Below are 23,461 nucleotides of genomic sequence, written 5' to 3' on the forward strand. Positions count from 1 at the left end.
ACCGGCGGCGGACGAATGCCCGCTGAACCGCCGGGAACCCGCTAGAGCGGCAGCCGGGCGAACTGCTGACGGACGCCCAGGCTGCCCAGTACCCAGGCCAGCCAGCCGAGTACCGGCACCGAGACGGCCTTGAGGGCCAGTCCGACCAGGAGGATCGTCCGGTGCTTCTGCCCCACCGCGAGCAACTGTGCCGGAAGGCCGGCCTGGCCCAGCACCTCTCCCAGTTGCCGCCACTGGTCGAACGCGACGAGCGCCGTATAGGCCGACCAGACCAGCAGCAGCAGGGCGACGACGCGCATCGCGCGCCGCCCCCAGTCGCGCCAGCGAAGGGTGCCGAGGGATACGACGATCACGGCGAAGGCCGCCAGCGCATAGGCCAGCGACCAGATCATGCCGATGCGCGGATCGCCCGCCCCGGCGGCGATGGCTTCCGCGCTCACCGCGCCGACGGCATTGGCGAGGACCACCGATGCGTAGGTGTTGATGACGAAACCCACGGCGGCCAGCAGCATCACCAGCCAGACCACGATGCGCCAGGACGCGAAAGGACGTGAGCGCATCGCTCCCTTGACGGCACCGAACACGATCAGGCGCCCGCCTTCTTGAGTTCGGCGAGGTCGGCCAGCACCTGGCCCGAATTCTTCTCCGGGTCCACATCCTTGTAGATCTTGACGATCTTGCCGGCGGGATCGATGAGGAAGGTTTCCCGGCGCGCGTACTTCTGGCCGGTCGCCGTCGTGGTGAGCACGTCGTATTTCACGGCCACGGCGCTGTCGGCGTCGGAGAGCAGCGGGAACGGCACGTGGTACTTCTCGGCGAATTCCTTGTGCGACTTGACGTCGTCGAGGCTCACGCCGAGCACGACGGCCCCGGCCTTGTGCAGCTTGGCGGTGTCGTCGCGATAGGTGCAGACCTCGGTGGTGCAGCCGGCCGTGAAGTCCTTGGGATAGAAGTAAAGGACCAGCCATTTGCCCTTGTGCGTTTCCAGCGTATGCCAGTCGCCCTTCTGGTCCTGCAGGCGGAAGTCGGGAGCCTTGTCGCCCACGGCGGGCGCGGCGGCCCAGGCGGTGGCGGTCACGATGCACAGCGCGAGGAAGGTGAGCAGGCGACGCATGGTGGAACCTCGGGGGTGGATGGGATCGATATGAGTGTATCCCGTGCGCTCCAAGGTTGCGCCGGCATGTGCCTCGCAAAATAAAGAGGGCGCCCGTAGCCGGGCGCCCTCTTACGGGCGTCTGCGCGCGTTTTTTACTTGAGCCGCTCGATCTCGAACTTGCTGAGGTCCACACCGAGGTTGAAGCCACGGCCCGTGCCCGTGACGGCCAGCGACACCTCGCCCTTGGTCATGGCGGCGCTCTCGGCGCTCTTCACCACGCCCGCATTGGCGCCCCCGCTGACGTATTCGCCGTAGATCTCCTGGATACCCTTGACGTTGGTGAACTCGCCCTTGCCGCCTTCGATGCTGAACTTGCCGGCGGTGAGGCCGCCGCCCCGCACGTGGATGATCACGTCGGCGGTCTGGCCGTTGTCGCAACGCACGTGGCCGCGGCCGTCGGCCTTCTTGTAGATCGCCGCCCAACCCGTGGTGCTGAAGGTCATGTGGCACTTCGTCGAGGCTTCCGCGGCCTGGGCCGGCTGGACGCCGAAGGAACCTGCCGCCGCCAGAACCAGGGCGGCCATACCCGTGATGCGCTTGATCATGTTCGTTCTCCGTGGAAAAGGTGGCAGGAAACTGCGACGCGGATTCTCCACTCACGATCGTGAAGAAACACGGAGCGGCATCGCGCCCGTTCAGGGCCCGCACGGCTAAGTGGACATCTCGTGAACCGCTTCGCGCGACATGCCGGCGGGCCTACTATGGCGCCATTCCCCCAAGGATCTTCCCATGCCTAAGCACATCCTCGTCGGCTATGACAGCTCCGAAACCGCCCGGCGCGCCTGCCGGTTCGCCCTGGAACTGGCCGCCTGCGCCGGGGCACGGGTGCATGTGGTCTCGGTCCTGCAGATCGAGAACGGGGCCGATACCTCGGCCCTCATGATGACCGAGAACGGCGAAGAACGGCTCGCCGCCCTGCGTGCGGAGGTGGCCGAACTCGATCCGGCGTCCCGCGTGGCGGTCGAGGTCGACCTCGTGCACGGCAGCCCCGGCGACGCCCTGCTGTCCTATGTCGCCCAGCACGGCGTGGACCACATCGTGATCGGCCACACCGAGCGGGGCGCCCTGGCCCGCTGGCTGGTGGGGTCCACGTCCACGGACGTGCTGGCGAAGGCGCACGTGCCGGTGACGGTCGTGCGCTGAGCCCGCAAGAACGCGCCCCGCGACCCTTTTGATGCGCCGGGCGCCCGCCTTTGTCACAATCCTGCCATTGCCCAAGGGGGCGCACGACTCGAGACCGGGGAACATCAGCAGTGAGTTACGCCGTCACCTTGCCATGGACGCTCGAAACATTGGACCTCTCGCGGATCGACGTCGCGAAGGTCAGGGACAACGAGGACCTGTTCCTGCTGCTGTGCAGCTCGTCCTTCGTCGAAAGCGGATCCGACCTGTACACGCACAACCTCGTGGACCACTTCGCCGGCGACGACGAACTCCAGGGCTGGCTGCGCGACCATTGGGAGCATGAGGAACTGCAGCACGGCCGTGCCCTCGCGGCCTACGTCCGCCACGTGTGGCCCGAATTCGACTGGGACACCGGCTTCGGCAACTTCTTCGCGCATTACGGCTCGGTCTGCACGTCCGAGGAACTGGAGCCGAACCGCGGGCTCGAACTGGCCGCGCGCTGCGTCGTCGAAACCGGCACGGCCAGCCTCTACCGCGCACTGAACGACGTGACCGACGAGCCTGTGCTCCGCGAACTCACCAATCGCATCAAGAGCGACGAGGTGCGGCACTACAAGCACTTCTACCAGCACTTCCGCATCTACCGCCAGCGCGACGGCATCGGCCGGATCAGCACGTTCCGCACCCTGCTGAAGCGGCTGCGCGAGATCAAGAACGAAGACAGCGACATCGCGCTTCGCCACGTATTCAACGTGCGCTACCCGGACAAGGCACACGACGACGCCGAGTTCCGCCGCGTCACGTCGCGCGCGGAAGGACTGCTGAAGCGGCACATCCCCGCCGAGATGACGGTGAAGATGCTGCTGCGTCCGCTGGACCTCCCGCCGAAGGTGAACTCGATGCTGGAATGGCCGCTGACGCGGATCACCGAGAAGCTGTTCCTGCATTGAAGCTCGACGGCGCGGAGTGCCTCACTTCTTCTTCGGCAACGGCGTCCACTTCTCCGGATCGAAGCCACCCGTTTCGAAGAGGAGCGTGGTTTCGCCGCGGCTGATGGTCACCACGTCGATCGTCAGGCGCTTCGTCTTCGCGAGATCCTTCAGGAACTGCGCATCGTTGCGGAACAGCAGTGCCGGTTCGCCGGTGGGCGGACGGAAGGCCTTGATCGTCTTCGGCTTGCCGTCGAACGTGGCCTTCAGCGAACAGTCGCCCTTGCAGACGAAGCCTTTGCCGGTCGTGGCGTAGAGGAACACGCTCTGGCCCCAGGCCGTATGCCTGCGCAGGATGAGCCGCACCGTCTGCTCGCCGGTGGGGCGGCTCGACTGGATGGTGGCCGTGCTCTGCGTGCCGCCCTGCATCGGCGAGGTCTGGTACAGCCACAGGGCGCTCAGGCGCGCCTTCTCGCTCGCGGCCTTGTAGTTCGCCTCCATGGCGTCGAGGGTCTTCTTCACCTCGGCCGCCGCGGGCGTGTCGGGGTACTTATCCACGATCTCGTGGCCGATCTGCACCGCCGGGCCATCGTTGTGCAGTTTCAGCAGCTGCTGGTAGATCTCCAGCTTCTTGGCGGCTTCGTCGGCGCGCGTGTCCGGGGCGGGAGCCTGCGCGGCCTGCTGGTCCTGGGGCGACGAGCAGGCGGTGGCGAGCGCGGCGACGGCGATGAGGGTGGCGATACGGCGCATGATCTTGCGAACCCCTGACGGAAAGGACCTAGCTTCCCCGATACGGCCACGCCGATCAAACACGCGACGCATGAGCGTAAAATCTGCGTAAATCCCCAAGGATCGCCGATGTCGTCCTCGCCCCGGGAAGCAGGCTCGCTGCTTCGTCACCGCGCCTTCGTGCAGTTCTGGTTCGCCAAGAACGCCTCCAGTTTCGGGTTCCAGATGATGTCGGTGGCCGTCGGCTGGCAGGTCTACGAGATCACCCACCGCGCGCTCGACCTTGGCCTCATCGGCCTCGTGCAGTTCGTGCCGTCGGTGCTGCTGGCCCTCCCCGCCGGGCACGTGGCCGACCAGTTCGACCGTCGACGCATCGTCGCGGCGTGCCAGGCCGTGGAATGGATCGCCATCGCCTTGCTGGCCGTCTTCAGCCTGTCCGGACACCTGACCGAGACCGGCATCCTCGCCCTGGTGTTCGTGGTCGGTGTCGCCAAGTCGTTCGAGTTCCCGGCGCTGCAATCGATGCTGCCGGCGCTCGTGCCGATCGAGGTGCTCCCACGCGCGATGGCGGCCAACGCGGCCGCAGGACAGGCCGCGATGATCGCCGGACCGGCGCTGGGCGGCCTTCTGTATGTCGCGGGCCCCGGCAGCGTGTACGGGGTGTCGGCCGTGCTCTACCTCGTCGCGCTGGTGCTGATCTCGCGGCTCGCCTATGACCACCAGCCACCGCGCCGGGAACCGGCGACGCTGAAGACGCTGTTCGCGGGCATTCACTTCATCCGCAACCGCCCCGCCGTGTTCGGCGTGATCTCCCTGGACCTCTTCGCCGTGCTGCTGGGCGGCGTCACCGCCCTCCTGCCCATTTTCGCGAAAGACATCCTGCACACGGGCCCCTGGGGCCTCGGCGTCCTGCGCGCCGCGCCTGCCGTGGGTGCCCTCCTGATGTCGGTGTGGCTCTCCCGTCGCTCCCTGGAGCGCCGGGTGGGGCCGATCATGTTCGCCTCGGTGGCGGGGTTCGGCGTGGCGACCCTGGTCTTCGCCATCTCGAACGTCCTCTGGCTCTCCGTGGTCGCCCTGTTCGCGCTCGGTGCGTTCGACATGGTGAGCATGGTGATCCGCGGCGCGCTGGTGCAACTGGAAACGCCGGACGACATGCGCGGCCGGGTAAGCGCGGTCAATGCCATCTTCATCAACACCTCCAACCAGCTGGGCGAGTTCGAATCCGGCCTGCTCGCCGCCGCCGTGGGCGCGGTCAACGCGGCCCTGGTCGGCGGCATCGGCACCCTCGTCGTGGTCGGGCTGTGGATGTGGTGGTTCCCCTCCCTGCGGCGTCGCCAGGCCCTGGTCTCCGAGCCCGAGCCCATCGAAGGCGCGAGCGATACGATCTGACACAAGAAGCCGTAAGCATGTTATTAGGTGGACGTCTATACCTCCAAAGGGGAAGAAGCCACCATGAAGCGACTGCTCGGTGTCCTGCTCTTCGGCCTGGTCGCGACGGCCTCCGTCGCGCACCAGGGTCCCGCCAGCCTCGATGAAGCGCTGGCCCAGGGTAAGCGCGAGCACAAGCCCGTGCTGGCCGACTTCCAGGCGGTGTGGTGTTACTCCTGCTACTTCATGGCGAGCCACGTCCTCAACGGCAAGGAGTGGGACGACCTGACGGACAAGGTCGTGTTCTACGAAGCGGACGCCGACAAGCCCGACGACAAGGCGTGGATGACGAAGCTCGGCGTCCACTTCCTGCCGACCTATGTGCTGATCGGCCCCGACGGCGAGGAGCTCGGCCGCATCCTCGCGGAGCGGCCGCGCAAGACCTTCTACGCCGAGGTGGCGGGCATCCTCTCCGGCGACGCGCGCCTCTCGAAACAGAAGGCCGATGCGGCGAAGGGCTCGCTTGCCGCCGTTGCCGACGTACTCGATACCTACCAGCTGCGCTACCAGGGCAGTGAAGGAATGGCCTGGTTCGACACGCTTCCGCCGATGGTGCGCAACGTGTCCGACAAGGACAAGCGCGTCGCGCTCGCGAAGCAGCGCCTGTTGCTCCTGCAGGCGAAGGACAGGAAGGACGCCCAGGGCATCGTCGACGCCGCCACGAAAGTACTGGCGGGGAAGATCGGCTGCAACCGCCCCTATGTACTCGGCGACCTGCTCCGGGCCAGCACGTCCCGCGCGCCCGAGGCGAAACGCAGCCTGCTGGCACCGCAGAAAGCCGCCTACGACAGATTCCTCGCCTCGCAGGTATTCACCGCGACCCCGGCCTGCGCCGACCAGCGCAGCGCCGTGCTCGCCGCGGCGGATCTCGATGCGGCGCTTGGCGACGGTGCCGGCGAGAGGGCGGTGTTGCGCAAGGCGATCGACCTCAGCCGCTCGAAGCTGGCCGGGGACCTCCGCAGCGATCGCAATATCGCCGACAACCTGCGCGTCTACCTCGTGCGCGCGAAAGCCGATGGCGAACTGGACACGCTGGAGAAGCAGCTGATCGCCGCCTATCCGGAGGACTACGTCTACAACTACCGCTATGGCCGCCGCCTCGTGGAGAGCGGCAAGGCGGCGGAGGGCCTGCCCTACCTCGACGCGGCGGCAAAGAAGGCCTACGGCGCCAACCGCATCACCGTCGCCACGTACCAGGTAAGGGCATTGCGCGCCTTGAATCGCGACGACGAGGCGCGCAGGCGTGTCGCCGAGACCGTCGCACAGGAAGGCAAGGCATTCCCGGAGCAGGCGAAGAAACTGCAGGAGTCGCTCACGAGCGCAGGCTGAGCCTGCCTTGCAGGAGCCGCTACGACGGCGAGGGAACCCTGCCTCGAGGCGGTATCCCTCGCCGCCTCAGCGGCTCCTGCAGCAGCCTCGGCGGGCCGCGACACTGAATCGCGATTCAACCCGCCGGCCTCCATTTACGCGCTCCTCACGGGTTGGACCGCAAAGTCCGGAGCGTGTAACCACGTAACAAGGGAGCCATCCGATGAGTAGAAATCGCGAGTTCGCGCGCCAGGTCGAGAGCGCCGTCAACGGAGTCTCCGGACGCGTCCGTCATTACGCCGATGAAGCCGCGAGCGCGGGCACCGACATGCTCGACCGCAGCCGCCGCATTACCGGCAAGTTTGCACGCAACGCCAACGGCAGCAACCAGCGCATCCGCTACATGGCGGAAGACCTGGCCGACGAGGCGACCTACCAGTACCGCAAGATGCGTCGCCGCGTGCAGCGCCACCCTGGCGTGACCCTCGGTATCGCCGCCGCCGCGCTCGGCACGTTCCTGTTGATCCGTCACGCACTGCGCGACGACGACTGATATTCGCCAGTGCAGGAGCCGCTACAGCGGCGAGGAAACCTCGCGACGACCTCGCAAGATTGCCTTCGCCGCTGTAGCGGCTCCTACCTGTCTGCGCTTACTGCACGGGATGCTGCTCCACCACCTTGTCCACGTGCCAGCGCACGCGCGACGCGTCCAGCGGCGGATTCTTCCTGTGGACCTCGGTGATCTTCAGCAGGTACTCGTTGCCCGGCTTCCAGTCGAAACCCTCCATCGGAACGTAACTGGCCTGCCAGGGATCGGTCGGCTGCTCGCGGTATTGCAGGCACTCCGTCTTCATGACGCCGTTCGTGCATGGCACCTTGGTGCCCGCGATATAGAGAAGCCGGGAACGCGAACCCTGGTCGGACGGGGCGGTGGCGCATCCGGCGAGGGTGAGGACGAAGGCGGCGAGGATGAACGGGCGCATGGCGTGGATCCGCGGTCGGGAACAGGAAGAAAGACTTACCACCCCACCCATCGACGATGCGTGACGCGGAAACGACGAAGGCCGGGATGGCCCGGCCTTCGTCATGCTACACGCCCCGACGGTCAGACCGTCATCGGATTGGGCTTGTCCGTGTCCAGCTTGTAATCCTTGATGGCGCGGCTGACGTCCTTGGGGTTGACCTTGCCGTCCTTCGCCAGCGCGGCCAGCGCCGCGTGGGCGATCCAGTAGCGATCGACCTCGAAGTGGCTGCGCAGGTTGGCGCGCGTGTCGCTACGGCCGAAACCGTCGGTACCCAGCACCGTATACCGCATGCCGTCCGGCATGAAGGCACGGACCTGGTCGGCGAACTCGCGCACGTAATCGGTCGCGGCGATGGCCGGACCCTGGCGGTCGGCGAGCAGGCCGGTGATGTACGGCACGCGCTGCGGCGATTCCGGATGCAGGCGGTTCCAGCGCTCGGCGTCGAAGCCTTCGCGACGGACTTCCGAGAAGCTCGGCACCGACCAGATGTCGGAGGTGACGCCGAAGTCCTTCTCCAGCAACTCGGCCGCCGCGATGACCTCGCGCAGGATGGTGCCGGAGCCCATCAGCTGCACGCGCGGCTCGTTCTTCTTCGCCTTGCCGCCGTCCTTGAACAGGTACATGCCCTTGACGATGCCTTCCTCGCTGCCCTTCGGCAGGTCGGGGTGGGCATAGTTCTCGTTCATGACGGTGATGTAGTAGTAGACGTCTTCCTGCTCCTGCATCATGCGGCGCGTGCCGTCCTGCAGGATCACGGCCAGTTCGTAGGAGAAGGTCGGGTCGTACGACACCACGTTCGGGATCGCGCCGGACAGCAGGTGCGAATGGCCGTCTTCATGCTGCAGGCCTTCGCCGTTCAGCGTCGTGCGGCCCGAGGTGCCGCCGATCAGGAAGCCGCGCGCCCGCATGTCGCCCGCGGCCCAGCAAAGGTCGCCGATGCGCTGGAAACCGAACATCGAGTAGTAGATGAAGAACGGCAGCATCGGCACGTTGCTGATGCTGTAGCTGGTACCCGCCGCGAGCCACGCGCTCATGCCGCCGGCCTCGCTGATGCCTTCCTGCAGCACCTGGCCCTTCTGGTCTTCGCGGTAGTACAGCAGCTGGTCGGCGTCCTGCGGACGGTACTTCTGGCCGAACGGCGCGTAGATGCCGATCTGACGGAACATGCCTTCCATGCCGAACGTGCGGGCCTCGTCGGCCACGATCGGCACGAGACGGGGACCGAGTTCCTTGTCGCGCAGCATGAGGTTCATGCCGCGGACGAGCGCCATGGTGGTCGAGATCTCGCGGTCGCCCGTACCCTTGGTGATCTGCTCGAAAGCCTCGAGCGCCGGCGCCTTGAACGACTGGTCGGCCTTCCGGCGGCGCTGCGGCAGCGAACCGCCGAGCGCGCGACGACGCTCGAGCATGTACTGCACTTCTTCCGAGTCCTTGCCCGGATGGTAGTACGGCACCTCGTCCAGCTTGTCGTCCGGCACCGGGATGTTGAAGCGGTCGCGGAACGCGCGCACCGCGTCGGCGTCCATCTTCTTCTGGTTGTGCGCCGGGTTCTGCGATTCGCCGGCGGCACCCATGCCGTAGCCCTTCACCGTCTTGGCGAGGATCACGGTGGGCATGCCCTTGGTATTCACGGCCGCATGGTAGGCGGCGTAGACCTTGTGCGGATCGTGTCCGCCGCGGTTGAGGCGCCAGATGTCGTCGTCGGACATGTTGGCGACCAGGGCCGCCGTCTCCGGGTACTTGCCGAAGAACTTCTCGCGCGTGTAGGCGCCGCCGAAGGCCTTGCAAGCCTGGTATTCGCCGTCGACCGTTTCCATCATCAGCTGGCGCAGCTTGCCCGAGGTATCGCGGGCGATGAGCGGATCCCAGTAGCTGCCCCAGACGACCTTGATGGCATTCCAGCCGGCGCCGCGGAACACGCCTTCCAGTTCCTGGATGATCTTGCCGTTGCCGCGCACCGGACCGTCCAGGCGCTGCAGGTTGCAGTTGATGACGAAGATGAGGTTGTCGAGGCCTTCGCGCCCGGCCAGCGAGATCGCGCCCAGCGATTCCGGTTCGTCGGATTCGCCGTCGCCCATGAAACACCAGATCTTGCGATCGGTCTTCGGCATCAGGCCGCGGTGCTCGAGGTACTTCCAGAACTGCGCCTGGTAGATCGCCTGGATGGGACCGAGGCCCATGGAGACGGTCGGCACCTGCCAGTAGTCCGGCATCAGGTAGGGGTGCGGATAGGACGAGAGGCCACGGCCCTTGCCCGCCACTTCCATGCGGAAGAGGTCCATCTGGTCTTCGCCCAGACGGCCTTCCAGGAACGAACGCGCATAGACGCCCGGCGCCGAATGGCCCTGGTGGAACACCAGGTCGCCCGGATGCTCGGCGCTGGGAGCGCGCCAGAAATGATTGAAGCCCACGTCGTACAGCGTGGCCGAGGAAGCGAAGCTGGAGATGTGGCCGCCGAGGTCGCCGGGCTTGCGGTTGGCGCGCACGACGGTGGCCAGGGCGTTCCAGCGGATCAGGGAGCGGATGCGCCATTCGATGGCGGCGTCGCCGGGGCTGCGCGCTTCCATGTGCGGCGGAATCGTATTCAGGTATTCCGTGGTCGGGTCGAACGGCAGGTAGCCGCCCGCGCGACGGGTGGAATCCACCATCCGCTCCAGCAGGAAATGCGCGCGCTCGGTGCCGTCGTGATTGATGACGGCGTTGAGCGACTCGACCCATTCGCGGGTTTCGGTAGGGTCGAGGTCCTGGTTCAGGATGTCGTCGAACTGGTCCATGGATGCTCCGCTCGCGCGTAACGCGCGCTCATGGGGACTGAAGGGGGCCGCTGGGGTGGCGGGAAAACCTTTTCATGATAGCGCAAGGTTTTCCTACACGGCATTGGATCGTGTGAAACCGCACGATTCTGTGGGAGCCGAGGGGGAATCCACCTCACCGCTTCATCGCTTCGTTGGCTTCTCGCCGCTCTAGCGGCTCCCACAGTATTATGCAGGAAAATCAATCGCTTATGACATTCCTCGGTTTCCCGGCCCGGATCTGCGCCTCGACGCAGGCCACCGAGGTCATGTTCACCACACGGCGGACCGTGGCCTGCGGGGTGAGGATGTGCGCCGGCTTGGCCACGCCCATGAGGATCGGGCCGATCACCACGCCGTCGCAGAGCACGCGGACCATGTTGTAGGTCGTGTTGGCGGCGTCGAGGTTGGGGAACACGAAGACGTTGGCCTTACCTTCCAGGCGCGAGTTCGGGAAGATCCGCTCGCGCAATTCCGGGGTGAGCGCCACGTCGGCCTGCATCTCGCCCTCCACCTCGAGGCGCGGCGCGCGCTCGCGGATGAGTTGCAACGCCTCGCGCATCTTCCTGGCGCTGCGCGACTCGCGGCTGCCGAAGTTGGAATTGGACAGCAGCGCGATCTTCGGCTGGATGCCGAACAGCTTCAGGCGGATGGACGCCTGCAACGTCGCCTCGGCGATCTGCGCGGCGCTCGGGTCTTCCTGCACGTATGTGTCGAGGAAGAAGAACGTACCCTTCTCGGTCGCCACGGCCGCCATCGCGGAGGCTTCGGCGACGCCCTCGTCGAGGCCGATGATGTCGCAGATATAGCCGAGCTTGCTCTGGAAGTTGCCCACCAGGCCGCAGATCATCGCATCGGCTTCGCCGCGCTCCACCATCAGCGCCGCGATCACCGTCGGACGCGAGCGGACCACCGCCTTCGCCGAGGCGGGCGTGACGCCGTTGCGCTCCATGATCGAGTGGTACAGGCGCCAGTAGTCCTCGAAGCGCGGGTCCGAATGGATGTTGCACATGTCGAAGTCCACGCCGGGCTTCAGGCGCAGGCCCGCCCGCGCGATGCGCTTCTCGATGACGTCGGGACGGCCGACCAGGATGGGGCGCGCCAGTCCTTCGTCCACCACCGTCTGCACGGCGCGCAGCACGGTTTCTTCCTCGCCCTCGGCGTAGACCACGCGCTTGGGGTCGGCCTTGGCGCGGTCGAACACGGGCTTCATCAGGAGGCCGGTGCGGAACACGAAGCTGGTGAGCTTTTCGATGTATGCCGGGAAATCGGTGATCGGGCGCTCGGCCACGCCCGAATCCATCGCCGCCTGCGCGATCGCCGGCGGCAGCTGGATCAGGAGGCGCGGGTCGAAGGGCTGCGGGATGAGGTAATCGGGGCCGAAGCTCGGCGGCTTGGTGCCGTAGGCACGCGCGCTCACGTCCGACGACTCGCGGCGTGCCAGTTCGGCGATGGCATGCACGCAGGCCACCTTCATCGCTTCGTTGATCACGGTGGCGCCGACATCCAGCGCACCGCGGAACAGATACGGGAAGCACAGCGCGTTGTTGACCTGGTTCGGGTAATCCGAACGGCCCGTCGCCATGATGCAGTCCGGACGGACGGCCTTGGCGTCTTCCGGCAGGATTTCCGGGTTCGGATTCGCGAGCGCGAAGATGATCGGGCGCTCGGCCATGGTCGCGACCATCTCCGGCTTGAGGATGCCGCCGGCGGAAAGACCGAGGAAAATATCCGCGCCCTCGACGATCTCGGCCAGCGTGCGCTTGTCGGTATCGCGCGCGTAGCGCTGCTTGTCCGGGTCGAGGTCGGTGCGGCCGGTGTGCAGCACGCCGTCGCGGTCGAAGGCGAGGATGTTCTCCTTGCGCATCCCCAGCGTCACCAGCATGTCCACGCAGGAAATGCCCGCCGCGCCCATGCCCGTCGTGGCGAGCTTCACGTCCTCGATCTTCTTGCCCGTGACGAGCAGGGCGTTGATCACCGCCGCGCCGACGATGATCGCGGTGCCGTGCTGGTCGTCGTGGAAGACGGGGATCTTCATCCGCTCGCGCAGCTTGCGCTCCACCACGAAGCATTCCGGCGCCTTGATGTCTTCGAGGTTGATGCCGCCGAAGGTCGGCTCGAGGCTCGCGATGATGTCGACCAGCTTGTCCGGATCGGTTTCGTCGATCTCGATGTCGAACACGTCGATGCCGGCGAACTTCTGGAACAGCACGCCCTTGCCTTCCATGACCGGCTTGCCGGCCAGCGCGCCGATGTTGCCCAGGCCGAGCACGGCCGTGCCGTTGGAGATCACGGCCACGAGGTTCGACCGCGCGGTGAGTTCGGCGGCCTGGCCGGGATCCGCCACGATCGCGTCGCATGCGGCGGCGACGCCGGGCGAGTACGCCAGCGACAAGTCGCGCTGGGTGAGCAGCGACGTGGTCGGCGTGACCTTGATCTTTCCCGGACGGGGAAGGCGGTGGTATTCGAGAGCGGCTTGCCTCAGTTCCTCGGAGATGGCCATGGGATCCTGTGGGACGTAACGGGTCGGGAAGGCGTTCGCCAGCCCCGCGGGGGCGCGCAACGCAAGCGGGCATGGTAGCACCGGCGGACGCGGCCGCCGCCGTCCTCACTGTGTGGCAATACGACAAGCAGTGATATGGATGCCGACCTATCAGCGCGATGCATACCTGCGTTGCGTACCGTGCGTGACCGTACGTCCGGCGCGTCGACCAGGACGACAGACGACCGGACCCCAAGAATCCGCCTACAGATTTTGCCGGGACTGCGGGGGTTTCATGCCTTTACCCGACATGACGCCGGGTACTCCTCCACCCAAGGAAAGGATTCGACATGCCCACCCCGCATCCCCTGCTTTACACCCTCCCGGGCGTCCTCTTGCTCGCATCGTCCCCGGCGCGGGCCGACCAGGCGCTCTGGCGCGACGCGCCGGCGATCCCGGCGGACCCATCGGCCCGAGGCTCCGATCTGCCCGCATCCGCTCGCCGGGTCGTCCTCGTCGGCGACGCGTTCGAGGCCGTCGCAAAGCGCATGCGCAAGAGTGCGACGCCATCGTCCATCGAGCTGCCTCTGCCCTCCGGGGGCACCAGCGAATTCAGACTGGAATCCTCGGGCGTGCTTCCCCCCGGCCTGGCCGCCCGCTATCCCGAACTGAAGAGCATGAAGGGCGAGGACGCCGAGGGCCGCCACGTGCGCATCGATATCGGGCCTAACGGCATCAGCGCGGCGGTCACCGACGCCGGCGGCGACTGGCTGCTGCGCCCCGAGACCCCCGAGGCCTCCAAGGCCCGCTCCGTCGACCGGCGCCACGCCGTGTTCCGGCGCGCCGCGGCCCGCAAGAGGCCCTACCGCGAAGAACCGGGCCCCCACGACGCGGCTGCCCGGCCAGGCGAGCAGCGGTCCGCCGCGGGCCCGGCGATGTCGACGGTGCGCCGTACCTTTCGCATCGCCCTGACGGCCACGCCGTCCTATACGCAAAGCCAGGGCGGAACGCGGGCGCAGACGCTTCAGTCCATGGCGGCGACGATCAATCGCGTCAACCGCATCTTCGAGAGGGATTTCGGTGTGCACCTGGTTCTGGCGGAAGACAGCGACAAGCTCATCTTCACGAAGGAAGGCCCCGATCCCTTCGGCGATCTCACGACCGACGACCGGTTCTACGACGCGAAGCTCGTCGAACGCAACGTCGAGGTCGTCGCGCAAGTCCTCGCCGACGATGCCTTCGACATCGGTCACGCGCTGGATGCGCGGCAAGACGCTGGGTTGGTCGGTGAGATAGGCAATACCTGCATGCGATGGACGGGCAAGCCGGAAGACCGCGCGCGCTCCAAGGCGGCGGGGATGACCGGCAGCACGCGACCGTTCGGAGACCCTTTCCACGTCGATTTCGTCGCTCACGAACTGGGACACCAGTTCGGCGCCCACCATACGTTCAACGGCTGCGGCCGCTTTTCGGAGTCATCGGGCGTGGAACTCGAACCCGGGAGCGGATCGACGGTGATGGGTTATGCGGGGCTGTGCTATGGACACAACCTGCAAGATAACGCCGACGACTATTTCCACGGCGCGAGCATCCAGGAAGTCGCGGCCTGGCTCTCCGGCGAGGGCGGCGCCTGTGCCGCGAGCGAGGCCAACCGGTCCCGCGCGCCGTGGCTCGATACCGAAGGATGGCGGCAACCCATGCTCGTCCCCGCCCACACACCGTTCCGACTGTCCGGCATCGCACGGTTCGCGGCTCCCGGTGCGAAGCCGAGCTATACGTTCGAGCAGATGGATCCTGGCAAGCCCCAGGACGAGACGACGCTGAGCGATCGCGGCACCGGCCCGCTCTTCCGTTCCCGCAAGCCCAATGCACAGGGCGAGCAGACGTTTCCTGCCATGCCGGTCCTCCTGGGCGACGAGAAGCTCGGTCTCGGCGACGCGTTACCCACGAGGCATCGCGACCTGCGCTTCCGCATGACGGTGCGCGACGAGCGCGAGGACCGGCCGTCCCCGGTGGTTTCCGCCGAGCGTGTCGTGACGGTGATCGACACGGGGCGCCCCTTCGCGATCACCGCGCCGAACGCTTCCGCCATCCTGCAACGCGGCAAGCGGCGGGTCGTGCGCTGGAACGTCGCCGGCACGGTAAAAGCGCCCATCGCCTGCCGGTCCGTACGCATCGACCTCTCGGTGGACGGCGGCCGCACGTTCCTGGAAACGCCGCTGGCATCCGCCGCACCCAATCAGGGACGCGCCACCGTCGAGATACCGGCCGGCATCGATGCGTCGCAGGCAGCGAGGCTGCGGGTCGCCTGCGCCGACGGTCGATTCTTCGCGCTCTCGCCGTCGATACGGGTGCGCTGAGGACCGTTCCTACAGGCCGAGGGAGATTTCCTCGGCCTCCACGCCCGCCATGTGGATGTGGTTCACGAACAGCGAGAAAGCCAGTTTTCCCGCCAGGCCGTGCACGTGCTGCATCCATGGCGGCAGGTAGCGCGGCAGCGCGATATCGCCGCTTTCGAAGTGCGCCTCCAGGCTCATCACGTCGTGCAGCGCGAGCTTGCCCGCGAACAGGTTGCGCAGCAGGTCCAGCCGGCGCTGGCGCAGCGCCCAGCGGAAGAACGTGTGCACGGCCAGGAGGCCGCTCAGGTAGACGTTGTCCTTCGCGAACGCCGAACCGCCGGTCAGCGGTACGCCGCGAAACACGCGCTGCGCCGAATGGAAGCTGTCGGGCACGTTCTGGCCGCAATCGCGGAAGTAACGGAACACCTCGACGAAATCCGCGCCGTTGAGCGCCATGTCGATCGCCAGGATGCGCAGGCTGATGCGCTTCAGCCGGGAGATGTCGATGGCCCCGGACATCAGTTCCGCGAATACCGCGAGTCCTTCCTGCGTCGCGGTGACCCGGGGCGACGTGCGCGCCAGCGAAGCCAGCACCGGCTGCTCGCGGCCGTTGAGCGCCGTGAGCGAATGGACGAAGGCCTCGTGCGCCAGGAGCTGGTGGCGGTCGTATTCGGTGAAACGCACGCCGCCGCGCAGGCGGATACGCGTGGCGCCCGCCGCGGCCTTCGCCGTGAGCTCCGGGTCGACCTCGACCGAGATCGTTCCCGGTGCGAAGAACGCGTCGAGCCGTTCGGCCATGTCGCGGCGCAGTTCCTCCGCCGGGATGTTGCCCATGGCGTCCTCGGTCTCGAGGTCGGCGCCCAGTTCGTTGGCGAGGTTCACGAAGTAGCGCGCGGCATCGAGGTTGCTGCGGTTGCTGCCGGGAATGGCGTCACCGGGCTTCCCGTAGAGCAGCACGGACGTCTCGGTGACCCGCTCGGTGCCGGCCGCATGGAGCATGTCCGCCGCGATCCGCCACGACTCGGCGGTGCGCCGGAGGTAGTCCGCGATCGGATGGTCTTCGTCGGCCTCCGCCTCGATGGCCTCCAGCTCGGCCCGGGTCTCGTCCAGCATGGGCGGACGGTAGCGAATATCGGGGATCGACACGCATCCTGCGGCGAACTCCTCGATCAGGCGCTCTTCCACCGAAGCGGGCCAGGACACCGTGGGGAGGATGCGGATGGTGCCGGCGGCGGCGAGGAGACGCTGGTCGAGCGCCGCGTAGCGCCGCATCTCGGGCGACAGGTGGTGCGGAGCGGCCTGGGCATGCATGGTTGCGAAGTATAGCGGCTCCCACAAAAACGGATTATCGGGAGCTGATGTACTTCTCGCGACGGATGTGCTGGACCGGCAGGCCATGCTCCTTCAATGCCGAAAACGCGGCATCGACCATGTTCGGGTTGCCGCAGAGGTAGGCGATGTCCGTCTCGCCGTTCGGCTCCAGCTCGGCCAGCATGTCCTGCACGTAGCCCAGCCGGTCGTGCGGACGCGGATGGGGCCGCGCCCCGCGGGACAGGCAGGGATGGAACGTGAAGCCTTCATGGGTTCGGGCGAAGGCCTCGAACTCCTCGCCGTAGAGCAGCTCGCCCTCGTTGCGGGCGCCGTACAGGAGCACGAACCGGCAGCCGCGCGAGGCCATGAGGGCCTCGATCTGCGGCAGCATGGCCCGGTACGGCGTGACGCCCGTGCCCGTGGCGATGAGGATGTAACGCTGGTTCCGGTCCCCTTCCATCAGGCAGAACCGGCCATACGGCCCGCTGGCATCCACCGTGCCGCCGTGCTCCAGGCCGCCCAGCAGGGCCGTCGCGGCGCCGCCGTCGACGTAGCTCACGGCGATCTCGATCCGCTGCGCGGGGCTGCTCCCATCGCCCACCGTGGCCACCGAATAGCTGCGCTTGGTCGGCTTGCCGTCGTCGTAGTGGAAGTGGATCTGGAGGAACTGGCCCGGCACGAAGGCGAGCGGCTGGCCATCCACCCGCTCGAAGGAGAGGTGGCGCACCGTCGGGGCCAGCATGAAGCTGTCGACGAGGCGGAGCGGGAACTGTTCGGCCATGGAAAGTCTCTGTTGACGCCGGGGAACAAAGCAGCCCGGCAAAGCCCGGTATAATAGGCGGCTTGTCATTCCGGCGCAGCCCATGACCACTCCCGCATTACACGTCAACGATTTACGGAAGACCTACGGCAACGGCGTGGAGGCCCTGAAGGGCATCTCCCTGACCGTGCAGCCGGGGGATTTCTTCGCCCTGCTCGGCCCGAACGGTGCCGGTAAATCCACCCTCATCGGCATCCTCTCCTCCCTCGTCAACGCCACTTCGGGCGACGCCGAGGTGTTCGGGGTGTCCATCCACAAGCATCGCAGCGAGGCGATGCGGCTGATCGGCCTGGTCCCCCAGGAGATCAACTTCAACCAGTTCGAAAAACCTTTCGACATCTGCGTGAACCAGGCCGGCTTCTACGGCATCGGGCGCGCGGAAGCCTCCGTGCGCGCCGAAAAGTACCTCAAGGAACTCCGGCTCTGGGACAAGGCGCACCACCAGGCGCGCATGCTCTCCGGCGGCATGAAGCGGCGCCTGATGATCGCCCGCGCGATGATGAACGAGCCGAAGCTGCTCATCCTCGACGAGCCCACCGCCGGCGTGGACATCGAGATCCGCCGGTCCATGTGGCAGTTCGTCAGCGGCATCAACGCCGCCGGCACGACGGTGATCCTGACCACGCATTACCTCGAGGAAGCCGAACAGCTCTGTCGCAACATCGCCATCATCGACCAGGGCCGCATCGTGCAGAACACCACGATGAAGAGCCTGCTCGCCACGCTCGACGTCGAAACCTTCGTGCTCGACGTCTCCGCCGTGCCGGAGATGCTGCCCAACCTGGCCGGCGTCACGCTGCGCAGGCTCGACGACCACACCATCGAAGCCGAAATGTCCCGCGCGCACGACCTCAACTCCCTGTTCGCCGCCCTGTCCACGCATGGCGTCACCGTCACATCCATGCGCAACAAGGCCAACCGACTCGAGGAACTCTTCGTGCGGCTGGTCGAACACGGCCGGGAGAACGCGGCATGAGCGGCTCCACCCACCTGGTCGCCCTGGGCACCATCGTCCGCCGCGAGATCATGCGCATCATGCGCATCTGGACGCAGACGCTGATCCCGCCCGCCATCACGATGACGCTGTACTTCGTCATCTTCGGCAAGCTCATCGGCAGCCGCATCGGCACGATGCACGGCTTCACGTACATGCAATACATCGTGCCGGGGCTCGTGATGATGAGCATCATCACGAACAGTTACGGCAACATCTCCTCGTCCTTCTTCGGCGCGAAGTTCGGCCGTTTCGTCGAGGAGATGCTGGTGTCCCCGATGCCCAACTGGGTGATCCTGCTGGGCTACGTCACCGGCGCGGTGGCCCGCGGCGTGATCGTCGGCGCCCTGGTGCTCGTCATCGCGCTGTTCTTCACCGACCTGCACGTGGCCCATCCCATCGTCACCTTCCTTTCGGTGGTGCTGGGCGCCTCGGTGTTCTCGCTGGCCGGCTTCGTCAATGCGGTGTTCGCGAAGAAGTTCGACGACATCGCCCTGGTCCCCACCTTCGTGCTCACCCCGCTGACCTACCTCGGCGGCGTGTTCTACTCGGTGGACCTGCTGGGCGAGCCATGGCACACCATCTCGCTGGCCAATCCCATCCTGTACATGGTGAACGCCTTCCGTTTCGGCGTGCTGGGCGTGAGCGACGTGCCCATCGTCACCGCCTTCGTGGTGATGCTGGTGTTCGTCGCCGGCCTGACCGCCGTGGCCCTGCGCCTTCTCACCCGTGGCGTGGGCCTGCGCTCCTAAGGCGATGCGGGTCAACAAGTACATCAGCGAGGCAGGCCTCTGCTCGCGGCGCGAAGCCGACGACCTCCTGGTCGCCGGCCGCGTCACCATCAACGACGTCGTCGTCGGCATGGGCGCGAAGGCGCTCGAAGGCGATGTCGTCAAGGTCGATGGCGAGGTCGTCGTCGCCCGCACCCTCATCGCCAGCCCGGCGAAGAGTCGCGGCGTGTACATCGCGCTGAACAAGCCGGTGGGCATCACCTGCACCACCGACACCACGGTGGACGGCAACATCGTCGACTTCGTCGACCATCCGCAGCGCATCTTTCCCATCGGCCGTCTCGACAAGGATTCGGAAGGCCTGATCCTGCTCACCAGCAACGGCGACATCGTCAACGAGATCCTGCGCGCCGAGAACCACCACGAGAAGGAATACCTCGTGGCGGTGAACAAACCGGTGACCGACGAGTTCCTCGCCGGCATGGCACGCGGCGTGCGTGTGCACGGACAGATGACGCGGCCGTGCAAGGTGCGCCGCATCGCGAAGTTCGGCTTCGCGATCATCCTCACCCAGGGCCTCAACCGGCAGATCCGCCTGATGGCCGCGGCCTTCGGGTACCGCGTAACCCAGCTGCGCCGCGTGCGCATCGTCAACGTGAAGCTCGGACACCTGAAAGTCGGCCAGTGGCGCAACCTGACCGAAGCGGAACTCAAGGGGCTCTTGCCCGGCCGTAGCCACTGGTAAGTTTCCCCCTACAGACATCCTGATTTTTACGCACTCGCAGCACAGGATGCGCTGACAGCGCCGCCCGCTCGCGTGCGCTCTAATGAGCAGAGTCGTGGAATCCCCGCCCGCGGCTGCCGGGACATCCCCACGTCGTCCCGACGTTGCCCCAGCCCCACAAGGACATCCCCCGACATGAAGTCACTCTTCAGGCTGGCAGTCTTTGCCAGTCTCTTCCCCTTATCGTCCCAGGCCGGAGACCTTCCCTCCCTCGACGCCTACAAAGAACTCGTTCGCTTCCGTGTGCAGGACACAAAGGCCAATGAAGTATTCGCAGGGACGACCGGCGAGTTTCTTGCCCAGCTCCTCGTCGTTCCTTCGTCGCCTTACAGCGACCTCGTCGAGTACCCCAGGATGACCAACGAGGTATGGTGGCCGACCTTCATCGACAGCCTCCCGACGCGGCTTCCGGATGCCGAAAGAAGCTTCCTCGGCCTCCTGCAATGGCAAGTTGGCCTGAGCAAGGCCCGTCCGGGCATCGAGGTCGCCGCCAGCGACGAAGCCGTCGCGGCTTATCGCGGCATGCAGTCCGCGGCCAGCGCCCTCAAGGCGGAAGTCGATCCCGATATCTTCTGGAAGGCGCGGGACATGAATGGATCGCACTACGCTCAAGCGGCTGGTGAGGCCGTCGCGTTGCAGATCCTGCGCGACCAGATGCGCCGCAACGATCCGGCGACCTATGGCTCGCGCGCGATCTGGCCCGACGTGTTGAGCCGATACCTGGAACAGACCGATCCAGAGGCTATCAGCAACCGTGACAGGAATTATCTCGGCGGCCTTGTCCGTCAGGCAATCACCAGCATGCCGTCGTTCGGGGATGGCGCGAGTCGTAGCGGTCTCCCGGTCGTGTACCGCGTGGCGCGCGTCGCCGCGGCCTATGCGGATGCCGAAGGCTATGTGATGGTCGGTGGCTACTGTACCGGCAACGAACCGCGCAGCGACCTGCCCCACCAGTGGCCGCGCAAAGCGGAGCCGCTTTGCTTCGTTGCCGCCAACGATCGCGCGGTGCGGGCATGGTACCGCCAGCAGCTGCATCTGGAGACCATCAGCCGCCCGCCGGAGATCGAGCACTCGGGATTGTCCAGGCTGATGCACTGGATCGGCGCCGCGCTCCTGGTCGCCGATTTCGCCGCCTTCATCGAGGTGGCCGACTCCCTCATCGCCGACGACATGCTGTCCGAAGGGCTTATCGAAGAAGAGGACGCCGCACTGGCGGGCGAGCGGGCCGAACGGCTCACCTGCGGAGGCAACCCATGAACAAGCTTCGACGGATATATCGGGCCTGCGCCGCGACGGCAGCCTTCCTTTTCCTTTCGCAGGCCTCGTGGGCCGGAAAAGAGGGAGGCATCGACATCCATGTCGGCTCCGGCAACGTACTTGGCATACTGGAAGAGGAAACCCATCTCCATCTGGACGCTTTTCGGCGGGTCGTCCTGACGCGCCCCGCGTTCCATAGCAACACCTTCCTCATGAACGGATTGCAGAAGCGACTGTGGGACTCCACGGTTGCACGGTTTGACTATAGCTACAAGAACGCTTCCGGGGAGACCGTCACGCGTACCTATCATGCACGCAGCGGCCAGTCGATCGGAGGAACGATGGATGACATCGCCCATGGCGGCTCATCCTCCGGATCTTCCTCGTCCGGGTCGGGCAAGACCCCAACCGCGAACGATCTCGATATCCTGAAAGACGCCGAAGAACGCCGGTTTTACACGGCAGACAACGCGGAGCATGTCCGCGTGCGCAATCTCGATGCGAGGGGATCGAAGGTCAAAGTCACCAATGGCGACTTCAAACGTGTACGCGATGCCGAATTGAAGACGCTTCGGCATATTGAGTTCGACCTGCGGAATGGCGTCATCCCCGAGGGCGGGCGGATCACGGGCTATGTCAGCCAGCCTCCCTGCGACTCCTGCACGGAGGTGATCCGCAACTTCGGCGAGGACTACGAGATCGCAGGCGACATCTATCATCTCGTCCCCGCGCCGCGGAATGCTGCCCCGGCTGACGGGGAGCTCGGGGAAAGCAACAAGGCGGCAAGTCGTTACTTCAGGGTACGGAAGCGAGCTATCGAGTTCGCCCTCCAGGCCAACCGCGTGACCACTCCCGCTCCCGCCACTTGGGGTGCCGATGCCTCGGAAACGATCGGTGCCTTGCAGGCAGCCGAGCAAGGCGAGCTGAACGCATTGCCGTGCCGTAAATGATTGGACGGCCATTCATCTCCTGCCCGAGGACCATGAACAGAACCTGCTCCATCGTCGCCCTGCTTTCCATCCTCATGAGCACCAGCATGGCGATCGACGCCGGCTCCGTCGTCGTCGACGATCTCGATCTCGACGAAGGCAACGTCGTCGCCTTGCTGGAGCAAACCAGTCAGTATTATGTCGACGCCATGCACGAACTGGTGAACGCTCGTTACAAGGACGAGTACAGGGCGATCCGCTGGGAGGATCTGGAGAACGCGATGACGCAGGCCCGGGTCGCCCGCGTCGAATACCACTTCGAGATCGACGGTCGCCCTCGGGTGCGGGTTTACCATGCGATGGGTGGCGTCCCCCTGGGCGTCATGGGTGAAGATATCTTCAGGGGACCGACGCGCCCGGGCACCCCGGTCACCCCGACGGATGCCGGCCCTCCCGAAGCGCACTGGGAGATCGACGAGGGCGATCCCGCTCCAAACGAGCCTCAACGCGATCTTGCCGGCCTCGACGCTGACGATGAGGTTTTCTTCGATCACTTCGATGACATCGACGTCCGTGCGCGCATCCTCCCCGGGCAGGGGTCCGCCTTGCCGTCGTTCCATATCGATGGACAGGATCGCGCCCTGGATCCGGAGATGAAGGCACTACGGCACATCGAAGACGATATGAAGAACAAGATCGTCCCTTCAGGGGGGCGCATCGATGCGAAGATCGGCGGCATCCTATGTTCTTCCTGTCGTCACGCCATGCAGACCATGGCCCGCGCCTACGACGTCGACATCCGCGCGACACAGATATTCCAGACCATGCCGCGGCGCCGGCAGGACGCCATGCTGCAATCGGGACGGGCGCGCATGGCAAGGGGACGCCTGGTCGACGCATCCTCCGGCCGTCCGCTCCTTGCCCACGACGTACTCAACGGTGCCCGTGAAGCGCAGGTCCGGAGAAGCCTCGGCGTACGCTCCCTGGACCGGTCCCTCAAGGGCGTGCAGTGGTCGAAGCGGTCGTTCCTCCCCGCTGCCATGGGCAGTACGTCGGACGCGGAATCGCCACTCACGCGACGCGCAAGCAATCCGGATGTGGACGAGCCGTCGACACCCGGATGCTGAACCCATGAGGGCCGCTTCGCCGACACGGATCGACTCCGCGACGGCCTCCTGTTCCGCATCGCGATTGGGTATCGTTCCCCGCCCATCGCGTCCAATCATCGATGGTCGACACCGCTCATGCGCGTTCGCGATATCCCCGCAAGGCGCCAGCGGGAGGCGACGCGCCGTTCGCGGGAACGCGGTGTGCTCGCAAAG

General features: G+C 66.1%; 21 protein-coding genes. 12 read left to right on the plus strand and 9 right to left on the minus strand.

Features of this window, described 5'->3' with window-relative positions; all coding sequences use genetic code 11:
• Positions 1 to 41: 41 nt before the first annotated feature.
• The 3 genes from HBF32_RS11730 to HBF32_RS11740 form a co-directional block, all read right to left on the minus strand.
• The gene (locus HBF32_RS11730; protein ID WP_166699795.1) at positions 42 to 560 is read right to left on the minus strand and encodes a hypothetical protein; all 519 of its coding nucleotides are present in this window, start codon (positions 558 to 560) and stop codon (positions 42 to 44) included.
• 26 nt (positions 561 to 586) lie between these two features.
• Positions 587 to 1,114: a peroxiredoxin gene (locus tag HBF32_RS11735; protein ID WP_166699796.1), complete on the minus strand. Its 528-nt coding sequence runs from the start codon at positions 1,112 to 1,114 to the stop codon at positions 587 to 589.
• Between the two features lie 134 nt (positions 1,115 to 1,248).
• Positions 1,249 to 1,701 (minus strand): hypothetical protein, encoded by a 453-nt coding sequence (locus HBF32_RS11740; RefSeq protein WP_166699797.1) that lies wholly within the window; start codon positions 1,699 to 1,701, stop codon positions 1,249 to 1,251.
• A gap of 184 nt (positions 1,702 to 1,885) precedes the next feature.
• Here HBF32_RS11740 and HBF32_RS11745 point away from each other — a divergent pair, with 184 nt between their 5' ends.
• Positions 1,886 to 2,299 (plus strand): universal stress protein, encoded by a 414-nt coding sequence (locus tag HBF32_RS11745; protein ID WP_166699798.1) that lies wholly within the window; start codon positions 1,886 to 1,888, stop codon positions 2,297 to 2,299.
• A 110-nt stretch (positions 2,300 to 2,409) separates the two neighbouring features.
• On the plus strand, positions 2,410 to 3,231 hold the full coding sequence (locus HBF32_RS11750; RefSeq protein ID WP_166699799.1) for a ferritin family protein: 822 nt from the start codon (positions 2,410 to 2,412) through the stop codon (positions 3,229 to 3,231).
• A 21-nt stretch (positions 3,232 to 3,252) separates the two neighbouring features.
• Here HBF32_RS11750 and HBF32_RS11755 read toward each other — a convergent pair whose 3' ends face one another.
• A complete protein-coding gene (locus HBF32_RS11755; RefSeq protein WP_240147824.1) occupies positions 3,253 to 3,960 on the minus strand; it encodes a hypothetical protein in 708 nt (235 codons plus the stop codon).
• Between the two features lie 108 nt (positions 3,961 to 4,068).
• Here HBF32_RS11755 and HBF32_RS11760 point away from each other — a divergent pair, with 108 nt between their 5' ends.
• The 3 genes from HBF32_RS11760 to HBF32_RS11770 all read left to right on the plus strand — a co-directional run bounded on the left by HBF32_RS11760 (position 4,069) and on the right by HBF32_RS11770 (position 7,228).
• Positions 4,069 to 5,328, plus strand: a complete 1,260-nt coding sequence (locus HBF32_RS11760; RefSeq protein WP_166699801.1) for an MFS transporter — start codon at positions 4,069 to 4,071, stop codon at positions 5,326 to 5,328.
• A gap of 63 nt (positions 5,329 to 5,391) precedes the next feature.
• Positions 5,392 to 6,696, plus strand: a complete 1,305-nt coding sequence (locus HBF32_RS11765) for a thioredoxin family protein (RefSeq protein WP_166699802.1) — start codon at positions 5,392 to 5,394, stop codon at positions 6,694 to 6,696.
• A gap of 202 nt (positions 6,697 to 6,898) precedes the next feature.
• Positions 6,899 to 7,228 carry a hypothetical protein gene (locus HBF32_RS11770; protein ID WP_166699803.1) on the plus strand — a complete coding sequence of 110 codons (330 nt, stop codon included), beginning with the start codon at positions 6,899 to 6,901 and terminating at the stop codon, positions 7,226 to 7,228.
• Positions 7,229 to 7,325: 97 nt separating this feature from the next.
• Here HBF32_RS11770 and HBF32_RS11775 read toward each other — a convergent pair whose 3' ends face one another.
• From HBF32_RS11775 to HBF32_RS11785, 3 genes are all read right to left on the minus strand, one after another.
• On the minus strand, positions 7,326 to 7,658 hold the full coding sequence (locus HBF32_RS11775) for a DUF4377 domain-containing protein (protein ID WP_166699804.1): 333 nt from the start codon (positions 7,656 to 7,658) through the stop codon (positions 7,326 to 7,328).
• Positions 7,659 to 7,780: 122 nt separating this feature from the next.
• Positions 7,781 to 10,474, minus strand: coding sequence for a pyruvate dehydrogenase (acetyl-transferring), homodimeric type (gene aceE, locus HBF32_RS11780; RefSeq protein WP_166699805.1), 2,694 nt, complete (start codon positions 10,472 to 10,474; stop codon positions 7,781 to 7,783).
• A 220-nt stretch (positions 10,475 to 10,694) separates the two neighbouring features.
• Entirely contained in the window at positions 10,695 to 12,995 is a 2,301-nt protein-coding gene (locus HBF32_RS11785; RefSeq protein ID WP_166699806.1) for an NADP-dependent malic enzyme, read from the minus strand.
• 329 nt (positions 12,996 to 13,324) lie between these two features.
• Here HBF32_RS11785 and HBF32_RS11790 point away from each other — a divergent pair, with 329 nt between their 5' ends.
• Positions 13,325 to 15,334 (plus strand): reprolysin-like metallopeptidase, encoded by a 2,010-nt coding sequence (locus HBF32_RS11790; RefSeq protein WP_166699807.1) that lies wholly within the window; start codon positions 13,325 to 13,327, stop codon positions 15,332 to 15,334.
• Between the two features lie 9 nt (positions 15,335 to 15,343).
• Here HBF32_RS11790 and HBF32_RS11795 read toward each other — a convergent pair whose 3' ends face one another.
• Positions 15,344 to 16,624 (minus strand): peptidase MATCAP family protein, encoded by a 1,281-nt coding sequence (locus tag HBF32_RS11795; RefSeq protein ID WP_166699808.1) that lies wholly within the window; start codon positions 16,622 to 16,624, stop codon positions 15,344 to 15,346.
• Positions 16,625 to 16,658: 34 nt separating this feature from the next.
• The gene (locus HBF32_RS11800) at positions 16,659 to 17,405 is read right to left on the minus strand and encodes an FAD-binding oxidoreductase (RefSeq protein ID WP_166699809.1); all 747 of its coding nucleotides are present in this window, start codon (positions 17,403 to 17,405) and stop codon (positions 16,659 to 16,661) included.
• Between the two features lie 82 nt (positions 17,406 to 17,487).
• Here HBF32_RS11800 and HBF32_RS11805 point away from each other — a divergent pair, with 82 nt between their 5' ends.
• From HBF32_RS11805 to HBF32_RS11830, 6 genes are all read left to right on the plus strand, one after another.
• A complete protein-coding gene (locus HBF32_RS11805; RefSeq protein ID WP_166699810.1) occupies positions 17,488 to 18,420 on the plus strand; it encodes an ABC transporter ATP-binding protein in 933 nt (310 codons plus the stop codon).
• Entirely contained in the window at positions 18,417 to 19,190 is a 774-nt protein-coding gene (locus HBF32_RS11810; protein ID WP_166699811.1) for an ABC transporter permease, read from the plus strand. The genes HBF32_RS11805 and HBF32_RS11810 overlap by 4 nt, the downstream gene beginning before the upstream one ends.
• 4 nt (positions 19,191 to 19,194) lie before the next feature.
• The gene (locus HBF32_RS11815) at positions 19,195 to 19,914 is read left to right on the plus strand and encodes a pseudouridine synthase (RefSeq protein WP_166699812.1); all 720 of its coding nucleotides are present in this window, start codon (positions 19,195 to 19,197) and stop codon (positions 19,912 to 19,914) included.
• Positions 19,915 to 20,088: 174 nt separating this feature from the next.
• Positions 20,089 to 21,210, plus strand: coding sequence for a hypothetical protein (locus HBF32_RS11820; RefSeq protein ID WP_166699813.1), 1,122 nt, complete (start codon positions 20,089 to 20,091; stop codon positions 21,208 to 21,210).
• Complete coding sequence (locus HBF32_RS11825) at positions 21,207 to 22,160, plus strand: hypothetical protein (RefSeq protein WP_166699814.1); 954 nt, start codon at positions 21,207 to 21,209, stop codon at positions 22,158 to 22,160. The genes HBF32_RS11820 and HBF32_RS11825 overlap by 4 nt, the downstream gene beginning before the upstream one ends.
• Positions 22,161 to 22,192: 32 nt before the next feature.
• Positions 22,193 to 23,266: a hypothetical protein gene (locus tag HBF32_RS11830; RefSeq protein ID WP_166699815.1), complete on the plus strand. Its 1,074-nt coding sequence runs from the start codon at positions 22,193 to 22,195 to the stop codon at positions 23,264 to 23,266.
• Positions 23,267 to 23,461: the final 195 nt, after the last annotated feature.

This window comes from Luteibacter yeojuensis (assembly GCF_011742875.1).
GTDB lineage: Bacteria > Pseudomonadota > Gammaproteobacteria > Xanthomonadales > Rhodanobacteraceae > Luteibacter > Luteibacter yeojuensis.